The organism is Halococcus salsus (assembly GCF_009900715.1).
GTDB classification, from domain to species: domain Archaea; phylum Halobacteriota; class Halobacteria; order Halobacteriales; family Halococcaceae; genus Halococcus; species Halococcus salsus.
In genome coordinates, this window is the sequence record NZ_JAAAJC010000002.1 from 438803 (window position 1) to 454103 (window position 15301).

Annotated in this window: 17 protein-coding genes, 2 tRNA genes and 1 rRNA gene; 10 read left to right on the top strand and 10 right to left on the bottom strand. The window is 67.9% G+C overall.

Annotated elements, in window-relative coordinates; all coding sequences use genetic code 11:
* Positions 1-69 precede the first annotated feature (69 nt).
* Complete coding sequence (locus GT355_RS09315; protein WP_160134383.1) at positions 70-2526, bottom strand: dipeptide ABC transporter ATP-binding protein; 2457 nt, start codon at positions 2524-2526, stop codon at positions 70-72.
* 162 nt (positions 2527-2688) lie between these two features.
* Here GT355_RS09315 and GT355_RS09320 point away from each other — a divergent pair, with 162 nt between their 5' ends.
* Positions 2689-3156, top strand: a complete 468-nt coding sequence (locus GT355_RS09320) for a DUF7529 family protein (protein WP_160134384.1) — start codon at positions 2689-2691, stop codon at positions 3154-3156.
* Positions 3157-3552: 396 nt separating this feature from the next.
* Here GT355_RS09320 and GT355_RS09325 read toward each other — a convergent pair whose 3' ends face one another.
* Positions 3553-4221, bottom strand: coding sequence for a DUF5806 family protein (locus GT355_RS09325; RefSeq protein ID WP_160134385.1), 669 nt, complete (start codon positions 4219-4221; stop codon positions 3553-3555).
* An 86-nt stretch (positions 4222-4307) separates the two neighbouring features.
* On the opposite strand from GT355_RS09325, the gene GT355_RS09330 reads away from it, so the two are divergent.
* Positions 4308-4670 carry a universal stress protein gene (locus GT355_RS09330; RefSeq protein ID WP_160134386.1) on the top strand — a complete coding sequence of 121 codons (363 nt, stop codon included), beginning with the start codon at positions 4308-4310 and terminating at the stop codon, positions 4668-4670.
* Positions 4667-5179, top strand: a complete 513-nt coding sequence (locus tag GT355_RS09335; protein ID WP_160134387.1) for a GNAT family N-acetyltransferase — start codon at positions 4667-4669, stop codon at positions 5177-5179. The genes GT355_RS09330 and GT355_RS09335 overlap by 4 nt, the downstream gene beginning before the upstream one ends.
* A 21-nt stretch (positions 5180-5200) precedes the next feature.
* Here GT355_RS09335 and GT355_RS09340 read toward each other — a convergent pair whose 3' ends face one another.
* Positions 5201-5533, bottom strand: coding sequence for a hypothetical protein (locus GT355_RS09340; protein WP_240145765.1), 333 nt, complete (start codon positions 5531-5533; stop codon positions 5201-5203).
* A 190-nt stretch (positions 5534-5723) separates the two neighbouring features.
* On the opposite strand from GT355_RS09340, the gene GT355_RS09345 reads away from it, so the two are divergent.
* A complete protein-coding gene (locus GT355_RS09345) occupies positions 5724-6815 on the top strand; it encodes a DHH family phosphoesterase (RefSeq protein WP_160134389.1) in 1092 nt (363 codons plus the stop codon).
* A gap of 22 nt (positions 6816-6837) precedes the next feature.
* On the opposite strand, the gene GT355_RS09350 is transcribed toward GT355_RS09345, so the two are convergent.
* Genes GT355_RS09350 through GT355_RS09360 form a run of 3 tightly spaced genes read right to left on the bottom strand, consistent with a single transcriptional unit; the run spans position 6838 to position 8126 of the window.
* On the bottom strand, positions 6838-7266 hold the full coding sequence (locus GT355_RS09350; RefSeq protein ID WP_160134390.1) for a DUF5807 family protein: 429 nt from the start codon (positions 7264-7266) through the stop codon (positions 6838-6840).
* Positions 7267-7305: 39 nt separating this feature from the next.
* Complete coding sequence (locus GT355_RS09355) at positions 7306-7725, bottom strand: DUF7112 family protein (protein WP_160134391.1); 420 nt, start codon at positions 7723-7725, stop codon at positions 7306-7308.
* Complete coding sequence (locus GT355_RS09360) at positions 7725-8126, bottom strand: 30S ribosomal protein S6e (protein ID WP_160134392.1); 402 nt, start codon at positions 8124-8126, stop codon at positions 7725-7727. The genes GT355_RS09355 and GT355_RS09360 overlap by 1 nt, the downstream gene beginning before the upstream one ends.
* Positions 8127-8247: 121 nt before the next feature.
* Between GT355_RS09360 and GT355_RS09365 the strand changes: the two genes are divergently transcribed.
* The 3 genes from GT355_RS09365 to GT355_RS09375 all read left to right on the top strand — a co-directional run bounded on the left by GT355_RS09365 (position 8248) and on the right by GT355_RS09375 (position 11191).
* Positions 8248-9378, top strand: a complete 1131-nt coding sequence (locus GT355_RS09365) for a DUF7537 family lipoprotein (RefSeq protein WP_160134393.1) — start codon at positions 8248-8250, stop codon at positions 9376-9378.
* Between the two features lie 46 nt (positions 9379-9424).
* A complete protein-coding gene (locus tag GT355_RS09370) occupies positions 9425-10651 on the top strand; it encodes an MBL fold metallo-hydrolase (protein WP_160134394.1) in 1227 nt (408 codons plus the stop codon).
* A gap of 66 nt (positions 10652-10717) precedes the next feature.
* A complete protein-coding gene (locus GT355_RS09375) occupies positions 10718-11191 on the top strand; it encodes an SRPBCC family protein (RefSeq protein WP_160134395.1) in 474 nt (157 codons plus the stop codon).
* Positions 11192-11205: 14 nt separating this feature from the next.
* Here the strand turns inward: GT355_RS09375 and GT355_RS09380 are convergent, their stop codons facing one another.
* Positions 11206-12162, bottom strand: coding sequence for an oxidoreductase (locus GT355_RS09380; RefSeq protein WP_160134396.1), 957 nt, complete (start codon positions 12160-12162; stop codon positions 11206-11208).
* A gap of 275 nt (positions 12163-12437) precedes the next feature.
* Between GT355_RS09380 and GT355_RS18030 the strand changes: the two genes are divergently transcribed.
* From GT355_RS18030 to GT355_RS09390, 3 genes are all read left to right on the top strand, one after another.
* Positions 12438-12578: a hypothetical protein gene (locus GT355_RS18030; protein ID WP_192927993.1), complete on the top strand. Its 141-nt coding sequence runs from the start codon at positions 12438-12440 to the stop codon at positions 12576-12578.
* Positions 12579-12638: 60 nt separating this feature from the next.
* Positions 12639-13313: a DUF7119 family protein gene (locus tag GT355_RS09385; RefSeq protein ID WP_160134397.1), complete on the top strand. Its 675-nt coding sequence runs from the start codon at positions 12639-12641 to the stop codon at positions 13311-13313.
* A 29-nt stretch (positions 13314-13342) separates the two neighbouring features.
* A tRNA-Lys gene (locus GT355_RS09390) sits at positions 13343-13416 on the top strand.
* A gap of 285 nt (positions 13417-13701) precedes the next feature.
* Here GT355_RS09390 and GT355_RS09395 read toward each other — a convergent pair.
* The 3 genes from GT355_RS09395 to rrf all read right to left on the bottom strand — a co-directional run bounded on the left by GT355_RS09395 (position 13702) and on the right by rrf (position 15294).
* Positions 13702-14703, bottom strand: a complete 1002-nt coding sequence (locus tag GT355_RS09395; RefSeq protein WP_160134398.1) for a hypothetical protein — start codon at positions 14701-14703, stop codon at positions 13702-13704.
* 170 nt (positions 14704-14873) lie between these two features.
* Positions 14874-14949: transfer RNA gene (locus GT355_RS09400), tRNA-Cys, on the bottom strand.
* A 226-nt stretch (positions 14950-15175) separates the two neighbouring features.
* Positions 15176-15294 (bottom strand): 5S ribosomal RNA (gene rrf, locus GT355_RS09405).
* Between the last annotated feature and the right edge of the window lie 7 nt (positions 15295-15301).

The following is a 15301-nucleotide window of genomic DNA, read 5'->3' on the forward strand; positions in this document are numbered from 1 at the left end:
CTACTGATGACAGGGGGCTAATAAGGATACCGGTAAATGTTGCGCCTCGCCGAGGTTCGGCCCGGTGGTTCAGTCGTCGTGGAGGTGGCACGCCGCGGGGTGGGCGCCCTCGCCGAGGGTCGGCCGCTCGCGCTCGCAGACGCTCTCGAAACGCTCGCGGAGGAGCTCGCTCGCCCCCTGGAAGTCGCCGTCGGCCACGCGCTCGAAGGACGCCTCGACGACCGACCGCGACTCGGCGTCGAGCCCGTCGGCGTGGTCGAACAGCTCGTCCCAGAGCGCCCGTGTTGGCACGCCACCGTCGGTCGCGACCTCCCCGCTCGCCGCCGCCTCCGCCCGGACGTCGGCCACCGATAGCGACTCGTCCGCGACGCGCTGGCGGTAGTCCATCACCTCGCGGTAGCTCTCCTGGGAGACGTCGAGGCCCTCGGGCGGGATCACGGACGGACACCGGGTGTGGAACCGACAGCCCGAGGGCGGGGTGATGGGGCTCGGAACGTCGCCTTCGAGCACCGTCCGGTCGGTGTCGGTCGTCGGGTCGGGTTCGGGGATCGACGAGAGCAGCGCTCTGGTGTAGGGGTGCTTCGGGTCGTCGAACAGGTCGCGGGTCTTGGCTACCTCGACGACCTCGCCGAGGTACATCACGGCGATCCGGTCGCAGATGTGGCGCACGACGGACAGATCGTGGGCGATGAAGAGGAAGGTGAGGCCGAACTCCTCTTGGAGGTCTTCGAGAAGGTTCAGGATCTGGGCCTGCACGCTCACGTCGAGTGCGCTCACCGGCTCGTCACAGACGATGAACTCGGGGTCGACCGCGAGCGCACGGGCGATGCCGACCCGCTGGCGCTGGCCGCCCGAGAGCTCGTGGGGATACCGGTCGTACTGGCTGACGTCGAGGCCGACCGCCTCGATGAGCTCCTCGACGCGGTCGCGGCGGGCCTCGCGTTCCGAGCGGTCGTCGCCGGGGTCGGTCTCGGGGAGGTCGTGGATCGTGAGCGGCTCGGCGATCGTCGCGCCGACGTTCATCCGGGGGTCGAGACTCGACAGCGGGTCCTGGAAGATCATCTGCATCTCGCGGCGTTTCTCCCGGAGGTCGTCGCCGTCGAGCCCCGCGAGGTCCTCACCCGCGAACACCACTTTCCCATCGGTGGGTTCGAGGAGTCTGAGAACGGTGCGCCCGGTCGTGGACTTCCCACAGCCGGATTCACCAACGAGACCGAGGGTTTCGCCCTCGTAGACGTCGAGGTCGACACCGTCGACCGCCCGCACGGGTTTGGTGTCGCGCGCGAGCCAGCTATCGAGGAGGCCGTCGGTCTGCGAGAAGTGTTTCTTCATCCCCTCGACCGAGACCAGGGGCTCGGCCGTCCGGTCGGGGGCGGCGGTCGGTTCGTCCGTCGCCGTCACCCCCTCGTCGGTGCCGTACTCGCTGGTGTCGAACTCCTGGAGGACGCACTTCGAGCGGTGGTTCACGTCCTCGGGGCCGTGCTGGAGGTACGGGATCGGGTCCTCGCGACACTCGGCGTGCGCCCACGGACAGCGGGGCGCGAACCGGCAGCCCTCGGGGAGGTCGATGAGGTCGGGCACGTTGCCCTCGATCGGGGTCAGGCGGTCGGCGTCCTCGCGCGGGATCGATTCGAGCAGGGTGTAGGTGTAGGGGTGCGAGGGGTTCGCGAAGATCTCCTCGACCGGGCCCTCCTCGACGATCTCGCCGGCGTACATCACCGCGACGCGGTCGCAGGTCTCGGCCACGACGCCGAGGTCGTGGGTGATGAAGAGAACGGACATCCCGAACTCGTCCTGGAGGTCGTTGATCAGGTCGAGGATCTGCGCCTGGATCGTGACGTCGAGCGCGGTCGTTGGCTCGTCGGCGATCAGGAGTTGGGGTCGACACGCCAGCGCGATGGCGATCAGCACCCGCTGGCGCATCCCGCCCGAGAACTCGTGGGGGAACTCCTCGACCCGCGCGGCGGGTTCGGGGATCCCGACCGCCGAGAGCATCTCGATGGTGTCTTCGAGGACTCGGTCGTCGAGCCCCGACCCGACCCGCGGTACGACCTCCCGAACGGCATTGAACCAGGAGTCCTTCCGTCGACCGCCGTACTGGTGGAGGCGGAGGCTCTCGGCGACCTGCTCGCCCACCGGCACGGCGGGATTGAGCGAGGTCATCGGGTCTTGGAAGATCATGCTCATCTCGCCGCCGCGGACCCGACGCATCGCGTCGTCGGGCGCGCGGGTGAGGTCGACGGTGCCCGCGTTAGGGTCGGCGAAGTCCCCGCGGTACTCGTCGGCGAACGACCGCGCGAGGTCGGCGTCGTGGAACTCGACGCTGCCGTCGACGACCCGCCCGGGAGAGTCGACGAGGCCCATCGTCGAGAGCGCCGTCACGGACTTTCCCGACCCGGACTCGCCAACGAGGCCGACGGTTTCACCCTGTTCGACCGTGAGGTCGAGCCCGTCGACGGCCTTCACCGTCCCCCGATCGGTGGCGAACTGGGTCCGCAGACCGGAAAGCGAGAGGAGGTCTGTCACGCCGCCCCGTTCGAAACGGGTGTATATACGTCTGGCGCACCCCGGCGACCGGATCGACAGTCGAACCCCGGATCGGGTGTCGTTTCTCACGATCGGACGGGGGTAACGCGGCGCTTCGGGCGCAGGAACAACGCTTTTGTCGACGAGTGACCCAGGAGAGGTGTGACCGAGGACAACCCGTTCGAGCGCGTCGTGGAACCCTGGGAAGCGGTGATGGAGGACATGGCGGCCACCGCCACGGGCTACCGCGAGGCGGGATACTCGGTGCTCGAACTCCACCCCGGCGACGTCGCCGTCGAGAACGACGAACGCTACGGCCTCGACGTCCTCGTCCCCGGCAAGGAGTACGACGAACTCGAACGCGTCACCGCGGCGGCGACCTTCGATTCCTACGAGGTCTACCACGCGCGGGAGGCGGGGATGACGTTCCTTCTACTCGTGCTCACCGACCCCGAAGCCGAGCAGGCGGTCTGCTGTCCGGCCTACTACGACGACCGGGACGCCGAGTCTCTCGAACGTCGGAGCCACGCGGAGGGCGCGATGCACACCCACGTCCGCCCGCTCGACGACGAGACGTGGGTGACGTTCACCCACGACGAGCCGGACCTGTTCTTTCCCGACGCCGAGTAAGAACGCGAATTCCGTCGTCGCAAGCGCCCAGCACCGCCGCCGCTACCACACCGCCCGCAGAAGCCCTCGGCCGCGTCACTCACGGGTCACTGCGCTCACGGCTTCCTGCGGTCGCCGTTCGTCTCGTGGTCGTTCGAGAGAGCAAAGCTCTCTCGTGATCGTCAAAAGAGTCGGAGACTCTTTTGGACCTCGCGGAGCTTCGCTCCGCTCAGTGACGAAAATCGGAAATTTTCGAACCACCTCTCGGTGGTCGGCCACGCCCCGTTCACCGTTCGCGTCGAGGGGCTCGCGGTGCTCGCACCTCGCTTCGCGGCCTCGCCCTTCATCCACCAGGGGGACCGCACCGCGACTGCCCCGCGAACCACACCGCAACCGCCGGCGGTGCCGCCGAGCGGCTCACTCGACGGGATCGGCGGGCGCTTCGTCGCCGTCGCTGGATGAGGGGTCGTCAGTTGCGTGGTCGTCGCTCTCGCCCGGTTCGAACCGTTCGCCGCAGTGGGGACAGGTGAGGTCGTCGTGGCGGAGCGCGGCGCTCTGGGTTCGCACCTCGCGCATCGTCGAGGAGATCCGTTCCTCGGCGGCGAGTTCGTCGTCGAAGGCGAGGTCCACGCCCTCGACTTCGAGCAGGAACTTCGCCACCTCGGTAGCCTCGTACATCACGTCGTCGAGGTCCTCGGCGGTGAAGAAATCGCACATCGCGCCGTAGAGGAACGTCGCGCCGGCTTTTCGGACCTTGCCCTCGAACGCCGAGCGGGCCTGGTTGACGGCCTGTGGCGTGTAGGTGTCGGTCATGAAGGGGACGAGCTCGGGGAGGTGCTCGCCGATCTTGGTCATCTCGACGCCGGTCTCGGTTCGGAAGTCGGCGCAGAGCCGGGCGATCGCCCACTCGCGGGCGGTGATGTACGTTCGATCCCGCAGGAACTCGTTGGCGCGCTCGTAGCGCGCGCCGTCCATCTTCGAGAAGCGGTCGTACGTGCGGACGTCCTCGGGGACGGTCGTCTCGGGGGTCGGTTCATCGCCGGTCTCGTCCGCCGGTGCGGGGTTCTGTGGGGCGTCGTCGGTCATCGTGGTGGGTTGCGGACGGGGGTGAAAAAGCGTTCGGGAGCCACGAGCGCCACAACGGTTTTCCTCCGAGGCCGCCAGCATCCAGCATGAACGTGCTGCTCGGTATCGACGGAACGGACCGGGCGTTCGACGCGCTCGAACGGACCATCGCGCGGGTGCGCGAGACCGGCGACGACCTCACGGTGGCGGTGGTCGAGAGCGACGTCACGGACCCCGAAGCGGTCGAACGGCGGATCCGAACGATGCTCGACGACGTCGGCATCGACGCCGGGATCGAACAGGTCGAGGGCCACGCCGGCGGCGCGCTGGTCGAGCTCGCCGAGGCCGGCGGGTTCGACCGGCTGGTGCTCGACGGCGGCGAGCGCACCCCGACCGGGAAGATCCGGCTCGATCCCACCACCGAGTTCGTCCTCCTGAACGCCGAGACCTCGGTGACACTCGCCCGATGAGGGACTACCCCGAGGACCACGCCCGGACGTTCGACCCGCCGCCCACCACGTTCACCGACGCCCACGGCCGCGAGATCCGGATCCAGGAGTACGACGACGAACGCGAGGCGCTGACCGCGATGTACGTCGCGTTCGACCCCGCCGACCGCGCCCAGGGCATCCCGCCGGCCGACGAGGCCGCCGTCGAGAACTGGCTCGAAGTGATCCTCGCGGGGAGCTACAACGTCGTCGCCGTCCACGGCGAGGAGTGCGTCGGCCACGCGACCCTCGTGCCCGACGGCGAGGAGGCCTACGAACTCGCGATCTTCGTTCTCGACACCCACCAGCAGGCCGGGATCGGCTCACAACTCCTCGAAGGGCTGCTCGGAACCGCCCAGGCTGACGGCGCGGAGCACGTCTGGCTCACCGTCGAGCGCTGGAATCAGGCGGCGATCGCGCTCTATCACAAGTTCGGCTTCGAGACCTGTGGCTCCGAGAGCTTCGAGATGGAGATGGCGCTTCGACTCTGAGTCGGGAACGTTCTCGTCGAGTCAGGAGCTATCCACTTCGCTCGTCCGGTCGGCGGAGGGTTTCGTACGGTTCGAATACCACATCGAGAGAGCCCCGAGGCTGGCGAGGAGTATCCCGAGGTCGGCGAGCGCTCGCACTGTGGCGGCGTACCCGAACGCGGGGCCGAGCCCGGTGAGTCGGATCGACTGCAGGACGAGCGCGACGCTAACGAGACCGTGGCCGACGGCGGCCAGGCCAGGTCGGTCGTGCCATCGGTCATGGGCTGCCCGAACGAGTTCGAATGCGAGACAACAGACCGCGACGACAGCGAGGGTGATCTCGAGGATGGTCCGGGGCGCGTCGACGAAAACCACGATGCCGACCGCGCAGAGAGCGACTCCGGTGCGAAGAACGCTCGCTAGCTGCGTGCGTTCCCAGATCGGTGTTGCCATCGCGGTGGGAGGGAAACGCTACCGCCGGACATAAGATCGGGGGAGCTGGCGGACTGTAGCTACCGATGGTCGGGATCGGGGGTTTCTTCGGTACCGGAACTGAGAGGTCGGTATGAACGACGAACTCATCGACAGCGAAACCCTCCCGCTCGCGAGGAAGTCCCTCCTGCCGGGCGCGGGCTTTTTCTACCCCGACTCGTTCGACGAGGAGCGCGCCGAACGCGAGACCCGCGAGGCGCTCGACGGGGCCCAGCGGGTGGTTCTCGCCGACCCCGACGCGGACGGACTGGGCTGTGTCGCACTGCTCCGCGAGGCGTTCGGCGAGGTGACGCTGATCCCCACGGGCCCGCACGACCTCAGCAACACCATCGACCGGGTGGCCGACTACGTCGAGACGGGTGCGCAGGTGTTCGTCTGCGACCTCTCGGTCGACGACTTCTACTACATCTCCGGCCAGTTCGACCGCCTCACGACCCGCGCGGCGTCGGTCGAGTGGTTCGACCACCACCAGTGGGAGGCCGAAGATGTGGAGAAGGTCCGCGACCACGGTGCGCGGCTCGTGGTCGGGGATAGCGAGGAGGTCTGTTCGACCGACGTCACCCTCGACGCGCTCGACCACGAGTTCGATCCTCGGTACACCGAACTCGCGGCCGTCACCCGCGACCACGACCTCTGGCTGCGCGAGGACCCTCGTAGCGACGACCTCGCCGACTACGCCCACTGGGCCGAGCCAGAGGAGTACATCACCACTGTTCGCGAGCACGGCGCGGACCTTCCATCCGAAGTCGAGACCTTCCTCGCCGACCAGCGGATCGAGAAAGAGGCGCTGATCGAGCGGGCGGTCGAGCGCGCGGAGCTGAAGCAGGTCGGGCCGTGGACGGTCGGCGTGACCTACGGCCGGTGTTCACAGAACGAGGTCTGTGAGGCGCTCCGGGAGGCGGGCGCCGACGCGGCGGTCGTCGTGAAACCCGCCGGAAGCGCGAGCATCCGCGGGACCGAGAACTTCGAGCGGTGTCACGAGGTCGCGGGCCAGGTCAACGGCGGCGGTCACCCGAAGGCCGCGGGCTGCAAACCCGACATTTACGACGATATGCTTGATTACGCCCACCACTGGACGACACAAGGAGCGGTGACGAAACGGGTGATCCTCGCGGCGTTCGAGCGGTTGCTGGAGATGGACGACGACGATGAACTGGACGCGTAGAACGGGTTAGGGGAGCGAGTCGCTATTCGTCGACGACCCACCGGTCGGAGTAGGCCGTCCCGCACTCACAGACCGCGTAGGCGTGGATCACGTCGCCCTCGGCGTAGAGGTCTCCGACCTCCTCGTTCTGCTCCTCCGCGAACGCGAAGACGAACCGCGGAGCGTGGTCGTCCGCACCGTCGCCCTCCGGACACTCGCCCTCGAACGATTCGAGATCGAGAGACCCCTCGGCCTGCATCGCGGAGCTCGCGAGCGCCATCGGGTCGACGCCCGTCGCGCCCTCGAACGCGCTCCGGCCGCGTTCGGCTTCGAGCACGAGCACCACACCACGGGAGACCTGTTCGCCGTGCTGTGAGAGGGTTCCGAGGTCCGAGACGGCCGATTCGGCGAAGAAGACCAGGACCTCGTCGGGTTCGTCGCCCGCGAGGAACGCGCGTCGTTCTGGGTTCATGCGGGCCATAGTCGATACGCGGAGAAAAGCCCGGGGGATTCAGCCGTCGAGGTCACGCGCGATCGATGCGAGGCTCTCGTTCGGCGACTCGACGGCCTCGTAGACCGCGCGCTCGCCCGGCTTTCGGATCCCGTAGAGAAAACCCGATTCGACGATGTCGACGGCGACCCGGCGACCGTGGTCGAGGCCCACCGCGCGTCGCCAGGCTTCGAGTCGGTCCTCGCCGTCGTGCTCGCGTGCGAGGCGGGCGTTGTCGTAGGCACCCTTGACCTCGCGGCCGTCGTCGGTGGTCTCGATGGTCGCGTGACGAGTGACGTCGTCGATGACGAACCGTACGGCTCCGGGAGGAAAGCGGTCGTCGGCGGGAAGCGAGAGACGGGACCGGGTCCGACCCCACGAGTCGAGCGTCACGTCTACTGTTTCGACCGAAGGGTGGTCGCTCGGGAGGCGTTCCGGCACTACTCGTCGGATTCGTCGCCGCCCTCACCGAAGAGTTCGTCGACCGACTGGTCGCCGCGTCCGGTGATGGTGGCGTTGATCTGGCGGGTCTCGTCGCCGACCTCGCGGCCGCGGACGGTGACGCGCTTTCGCTCGCCGTCGCTGGTGGGGTGAAAGCCCGTCCCGCCCGAGAGGAGCACCGACGAGAGCGCCGAGCCCGCGACGTCCTCGCGCATCGGTCGGCCGGCGGTGTCAGATCCACCAGTCAGTTCGACGGTGTAGCCGTCGAGCCCCACCGCGCCGCCATCGACCTCGTCGCCGATGGACCGCCCGATGAATCGGTTCGCGTCCTGTCCCTCGACCGCGCGCTGGTAGGCCGCCCCGTCCTCGGGGTCGGCGACGACGACCGTGAAATCAGCCATGGCGGAAGGAAGCCGGTCGCCCCTCAAAAGCGTATTGAAAGCCGGTCGACCCGGACGACGCCCGCAGGACTCCGAGGCGGACGACCAGTAGATTCATACCAGCACCCGTTTCAAAAAACACATGGTACGACGAACGGCTCTCATCCTCGTCGTCATCGCGCTCGTCGCGCTCGCCGGCTGCAGCGGTCTCTCGAACAGCGGCGACTCGACCGCCGTGCCCACCGAGAACGGCTCCGAGCCCGGACCGACGGCTACGGCCGTCGAGGCGACGGCGACCGGAACGTCGGGGGCGACGGCAGGACCGACTACGGGCGCGTCGACCGCGACCGCCACGTCGAGCGAGACGACCGCCGGGGCAGCGACGGCCACCGGGACACGAACTTCGGCCGCGACGGCTACGGCAACCGAAACGTCGACACCGACCGAGACGCCGACGACAACGGCGACACCGACAGCGACCACCACAGCGAACGGAACCGAGACCGCCACACCGACGGACACCGCCACGCCAACCGAGACGGCGACCGACACCCCGACCCCGACGGCGACCGAAACAGCAACGTCGACCGAAACCGCGACACCGACGACCGAAGCCGCCATCGGTCCGGAGCCGCCGCTCGACGCCAGGTCGATCGCCGACGCGCACGAGAGCGCGTTGCAGTCGGCCGGGAGCTTCACCGTCAACGCGAGTTCGACGCTCCGCGACCCGACCGCGGACGGTCCCGAGACCGAGACGAGCGGTGCGCGCGTCGACCTCGATGCCGATACCGCCTACCAGGTCTCCCGACCGACCGACGAGGCCACCCGGTACACCTACGCCGAGGGCGCGACGGCTTACAAGCGGAACGTGCTCTCGGGCGACTCCCAGTACGAGACCGAGGAGCTCGGCAAGCCACTGGCGGGGAGCCTCACCGGCAGCAACCGGGTCTACGAGACCGTCCGGGCGGTCGACTACGAGCGCTCGGGTACCGTCACCCGCGGCGGCACCCGACTCGCGGTCTACGTCGCCAACGGCACCGACAGCGTCGACACCTCGGGCGCGCTCTACCGCGGCGAGGACGTCACGGCCTTTAGTTCGACGCTTGTGATGAACCCCGAGACCGGCGTGGTTCGAAGCCTCGAGACCACCCGGACCACCGACTACCTCAGCTCCGGCGAACCCGTCACCATCGAGACCACCCGCCGGTTCTCGGGCGTCGGCTCGACCGACGTCGGCCAGCCGGGCTGGGTCGACGAACTGAAGAACGACTGAGCGCGGGACCGACGGGTCGAAACCCGTCGGGTCAGTAGCGCCCACAATGGAACTCCGTTTCTGCGGCGGGGCACGCGAGGTCGGCCGGAGTGCGGTTCTCCTCGACGACTCGCTGCTCCTCGATTACGGCATGAAGTCCGGGACCCCGCCCGGGTTTCCCGTCGGCAGCGTCGACCCAGAGGCGGTCGTGGTCTCGCACGGCCACCTCGACCACGTCGGCACCGTCCCCGCGCTCCTCTCGGGCGACGCCCGCCCGCCGGTCCACTGGACGCCGCCGACGCGCGACCTCGGGCTGTTGCTCGCGCGCGACACCCTGAAACTCCGCGGCGGCACCCCGCAGTGTCCGTTCACCGAAACCGACGTCGCCCGGCTCACCCAGGTCTCGGAACTCCACGACTACCGCGAGCGGTTCGAGGCCGCGGGTCACGACGTCACGCTCTTCGACGCGGGTCACATCCCGGGCAGCGCTCACGTGCTCGTCGAGCGCGGCGGGACCCGGATCCTCTATACGGGCGACTTCCACACCGCCGACCAGCGTATCGTCGGCGGGTCGACGGCACGGCCCGAAGCCGACGTCGTGGTGTGTGAGTCGACCTACTCCGACGTCGAGCACGAGGCGCGCCCGGCGGTCGAGGAACGGTTCGTCGAGAGCCTCCGAACCACGCTCTGGGAGGGCGGCACCGTCGTGGTGCCGGCGTTCGCCATCGGTCGTACCCAGGAGGTGATGGCGATCTGTGCCCGTCACGACATCGAGTGCTACGTCGACGGGATGGGGAAACGCGTCACCGAACTCCTCCGGCGCACGTCGGGCTTCGTTCGCGAGGACGCGCTCAAACGGGCGAACGCACACGCCCGGTTCGTCTCGAACCACGGCCAGCGCGAGCGGATCGCCGACGGGAACACGGTGATAATCACCACCAGCGGGATGCTCTCGGGCGGGCCGGCGATGACCTACATCCCGCTCATCCGGGGGAACCCGGTGAACAAGGTCGCCTTCGTGGGCTATCAGGTCGCCGGCACGCCGGGTCGGGAGCTGCTCGACACCGGACGCGCCGAGATCGACGGTCGGGTGATGCCCGTCAGCGCCCAGGTCGAGCGCTACGATCTCTCGGCGCACGCCGACCACGACGGGCTCAGAGCCTTCCTCAACTCCTATCACGATTCGCGAATCCTCGTCAACCACGGGGATAGATGTGCCGCGTTCGCCGACGAGCTTCGGGAGGACGGGTTCGAGGCGAGCGCACCGGAACGCGGTGACGTCGTCGAGGTGTGAGGTCGAGGCTCGGAGCTGCCGACAGGCTTAGGACGGTGGCTCTGTAACATACGATCGTGTGAGATCGTGAATTTCGAATACCGGGCCAGAGTAGACGCATCGACGACCGACGTCTTCTCGTTCGTCGCCGACCCCCGGAACGACCGCCAGTGGAACGACCGGGTCGTATCCGTGGACGGGTTCGACGGCGGGATGGCGGTCGGCGACCGGTGGACGCGCGTGGTCCGAACGGGTGGCGGTCGCTCGGAGAACGTCGAGGAGTGTACCAGGTACGAGGCACCGACGACGTTCGGCTATCGGACGGTCGCCGGACGAACGCCCGTCGAGGTCACGTGCACACTGGCGACGTGCGATGGTGAAACCGCGATCGTCTACACGGGGAGCGTGGCGTTTCGCGGGGTGATGCGGGTGCTCGCGCCGTTCGTTCAGGGACGCATCGAACGCGGGATCGAATCGAGCGTGGATCGGTTGGTCGAACGGTTCGACACCGCCACCGCCGACCGGACCGACGCAGGGGTGGCGAGCGAGCCGGCGATATAGAACCTCGAACCGAGTCAGACCGTCCGCGCGGGTGCGATGTCGTACTCGACGCCGGTGAGTTGCTCCGACACCGCCCAGAGCCGGCGGGCGGTTTCCTCGTCGTACGACCGGTCGCTCGACGACTGCTCCTCGGGGTAGCCACGCATGTTCTGCAATCCACCGGGGCCGACGTACTCGCCGCCCTCGATGTCGGGCGCGGTCGCGGCGTAGAGCAACGGGAGCGCTCCGGTGGCAGCGTCCTGGGCGACCAGCGCGTTCGCGGCCTGCATCCCCCACAGTCGGAGCCGCGAGCCGGACTGTTCGGGGCCGCGCCGCTGGAGGTCGGTCGCGGCGTAGCCGGGGTGACAGACCACGCTGGTGACGTCGTCGATGCCCGCCCCGCGGAGACGACGGTGGAGCTCGTAGCCGAACAGGACGTTCGCGAGCTTGCTCTGGCCGTAGGCAGCCCACTCGTCGTATTCGTCCTCGCCCTGGAGGTCCTCGAAGTCGATCTCGCCGTTCTCGTGGAGCCCGCTGCTCTGGGTAACGACGCGCGTCTCGCCCTCGGTCTCGCGGAGGTGGCCCAGCAGCGTGGCCGTGAGCGCGAAGTGACCGAGGTGGTTCACCCCGAATTGCGTCTCGAAGCCGTCGACCGTCTCGCGCCGGGGGATCGCCATCACGCCGGCGTTGTTGCAGAGCACGTGGAGTTCGTCGTGGGTGTCCGCGAACGCCGCGGCGAACGCCCCCACCGACGAGAGGTCAGCCAGGTCGAGTTCGATCACCGTGAGGCGGGTGTCGGGTGCTTCCTCGCGGATCCGTTCGCCCGCCTCGGTGCCCCGCTCCACGCTCCGACATGCGAGCACGACGTCGGCCCCGTGGAGCGCGAACTCGCGGGCGGCCTCGTAGCCGAGCCCGCTGTTCGCACCCGTGACGACGACCGTCTTCCCACTCAGGTCCCCCATCTCGTCCGCGGTCCAGTCGCTGGCGGTCATGGGCGAAATTCGGAGTGGAGGACGGAAAGCGGTTGGCGTTCGATTCGATGACGATGACCGAACCCGAAATCGCACGACAGAGACCGGATCGGTTCACGACCACTGTCAGAGTTTTCGGATTCTCTTGCCGCTAAACGGGAGTCAGGGTAGGGCTTACGGGTGGACGCGCGTTTATACAGGAAGCTACCGTACAACGTTTCGATGAAAGGAATCACTGCCGAGAGGGCACGACGGTCGCGGAGCCGCGTCCCGGGCGGCGTGCGGAGGACGAGCCGGTGAGCGACGCGAAAACCGACGAGGAGTCCTCCTCGAACTACCTCGACGATATCGAGGACGGTGCGGGCTGTACCGAGATCTGGGAGCACCTCTCGAACCGGCGGGAGGCCGAGAGCGACGACGACGAAGAGGACGACTGACCGGGTGGTCCGGGACTGTGGGGGCGGGGTGTTTTTGGTCGTTGCGACCGCCGATCACCTATGAGCCCGGACGAGCCGACCACCGACCGCGAGTCACCGATCGGCGAGCCCGTCGTCCGGGGAGACCCGAGTTTCGCCGGCGAGCGCGCCGAGGAGGCCGTCCAGTTCGACCCCGACGACCCGGAGAGCCTCGCGACCGCCGCCGAGGTGGTCGAGGCGTTCGCCGACGACACCGTCGAGAGCGCCGACAGCGTCTACATGCTCCGCGGCGCGGCGGCGTGCGCGGCGCTCGTTCGTGGTGAGGGCTCCTACAAGGCCGCCGCCGCCCGCACCGGCGACGCCGTCACCATCTCGTTCATCCGGAAGTGGGCCCGCGTACACGACCTTCCTCGATCCATCCGCCAGTACGTCGCCGCCGGCGAGATCGCGCCCACGGCGGCCAAACACATCGCACGGGTCTCCGACCACGCACGCTTCCAGCTCGCGTGGGCGGTGCTCGACAGCGACCTCACCGTTCGCGAGGTCCGCGCGGTCGCGAGCGCGATCAACGCCGGCACCTCGCCCGCCGAGGCCCTCGCTTCCCACGACGTGACGCTCGGCGAGCTCCGGCTTCGACTCCCGGTCGAGACCTACACCGAACTCAGACGTCGCGCCGCCCTCCGGCGGGTCGACCCCGCCGAGGTGGTCGCCAACGCGCTCGAAAGCCCCGACGACGCCGCCGGCGAGCGGTACTGATTTACGCACGACCTACAACGTGAGAACGAGGGCTGGTAGCTCAGTTAGGCAGAGCGTCTGGCTTTTAACCAGACGGTCGGGGGTTCGAATCCCTCCCAGCCCGCTTCTGCGCCGGTTTCACGGATGGAGCGAGTGAAACGTCGCGCGACGAGCCGAGCGAAGTCGCGGAAAGCGGACGCGAGAAGCGAAGCGAAGACGAGGGATTCGAAGCAGGGAGTGGAGCGAACGGAGTGAGCGGAACGACCGTGGTTCGAATCCCTCCCAGCCCGTTGTTCCTCGGAACGACAGTGAAGAGCGAATAGCGAACGCTGGAGGGTTCGAAGGATCGAAGAAAGTCGGGAACGGAGCCGTGGCTCGGAGACGGTCGACGAGTCGAAAACCCCAGTCGCTAGCCCCGAACCGGCAGATACGCCAGTGCGAGGACCAGGATGGCGGCGAACAGGCTGATGATGACGACCCCCCAGAGTCCGAGCATGCGGTCGTTGAAGTGGTCGAGGGCTTCCTGCTCGGCCTGATAGCCCGAGACGTTCTGTGAGAGCACGACGCTGTCGTTCTGGGGGAACTGGGCGACGTAGGTCGTCCCGCCGAGGGTGACGTTCTCCCCGGCGGCGAGCTCCTGTGAGCGCGTCAGGTTCGCCCGCCAGGCGAGCGTCACGCCGCTGGTGTTGATGGACTCGACCCGCGAGGAGTTGTTCTGATAGGGGAATCGGTCGCCGACGGAGACGTTCCGGGTCGTCGGTTCCGGGAGGTAAGCGTCGAGCGGCTGGGTCGTGCCGTTGCGGTACCGGACGTACTCCGTGTCGTTCGCACCGCTCAGCGTGGTGTCCGCGACCGCCGGGTCGGCCCGCAGGCGGGCGGCGGTGTCGAACTCCTGGCGGAGGGTGAACGACGAGACGTTCGCGGCCGACGCGTTTCCACCCGAAGCGTTGCCCGCCGACTCGTTGGGGATGACGACGCGGAACTCGGTGCCTGGGGTGCTCGAGGACGCGCCGTTCGTTGCGCCGCCGCTCGTCGTGGCGCCCGTTGACGGCCCGCTCGTGCTGGTGCCGGTCGTTCCGGCGCCGCTCGTGGTGCCGGTCGACGCCGTGCCGGCACCCTCACCGGAACCGTTCGGTGCCGGTCGGTACATCCCGTTCTGGAAGGCGAGCGAGGTGTTGTTCGAGAACGAGGTCGTGAACCGTGCCGAGTCGTTGGTCGAGGAGACGTTGCCGCTCCCGTCCGCGACGTTGACGGTCCACTGCGTACCGCTGGCGTTGATGGGATCGCCCTGTGAGTAGCTCTCGCCCTCGACCGAGACCGACGGCTTCTCCGCGACCGTCGTCAGGGAGTACGCCGCGATCGCGACCACCACGAAGAAAACGACGTAGATCGCCGCAGCCCGTCGTTGCATACACCCCAAGATAGGTCCCTCCGGTATAATCGTTGCTTTTCATGAGGATTCATCCGGGCCGATCGCCGTGCAACCGCCCGGTGATATTGATGTGATCGTTATCGTTGGATGGAAGAACGGGTCGCTGTAGCTACGGTAAGAGTGTGTGCGAGGGGGTGGGTTCGAAAGGAAGCCAAGGGCCGGATTTGAACCGGCGATGGGCGGCTCTGCAGGCCGCTGCGTTAGGCCGGACTCTGCCACCTTGGCACGGTTGGCACTACTCGTGGTGCCTGTATAATGGTAGCGATCACCGCCGAGCGTTTCCACTCCGCGGTGGTGAATGATGGTTCGACACACGCAAAGCGTGTGCCGAGATATGAATGGGAGGCGGCGAACCACCAGTTGCGAGCCGTTGTAACGGAACGGTCTCGGGTTCCACCGGGACGGACCCTGCGTGTACTACCGATTGCGTTCCTGGGCTCGTACTTGGCCCCTCTTGCGAGGCAATTTTCCCAGAGGCTCGCGCACTCCAGTACTCGTTGGAACGCTGGCGGGCTTATCTGCCGTGTTCGGGATGGGTACGGGAGTCGCCCCGCCGCTGTGGCCGCCTTAATGCCGA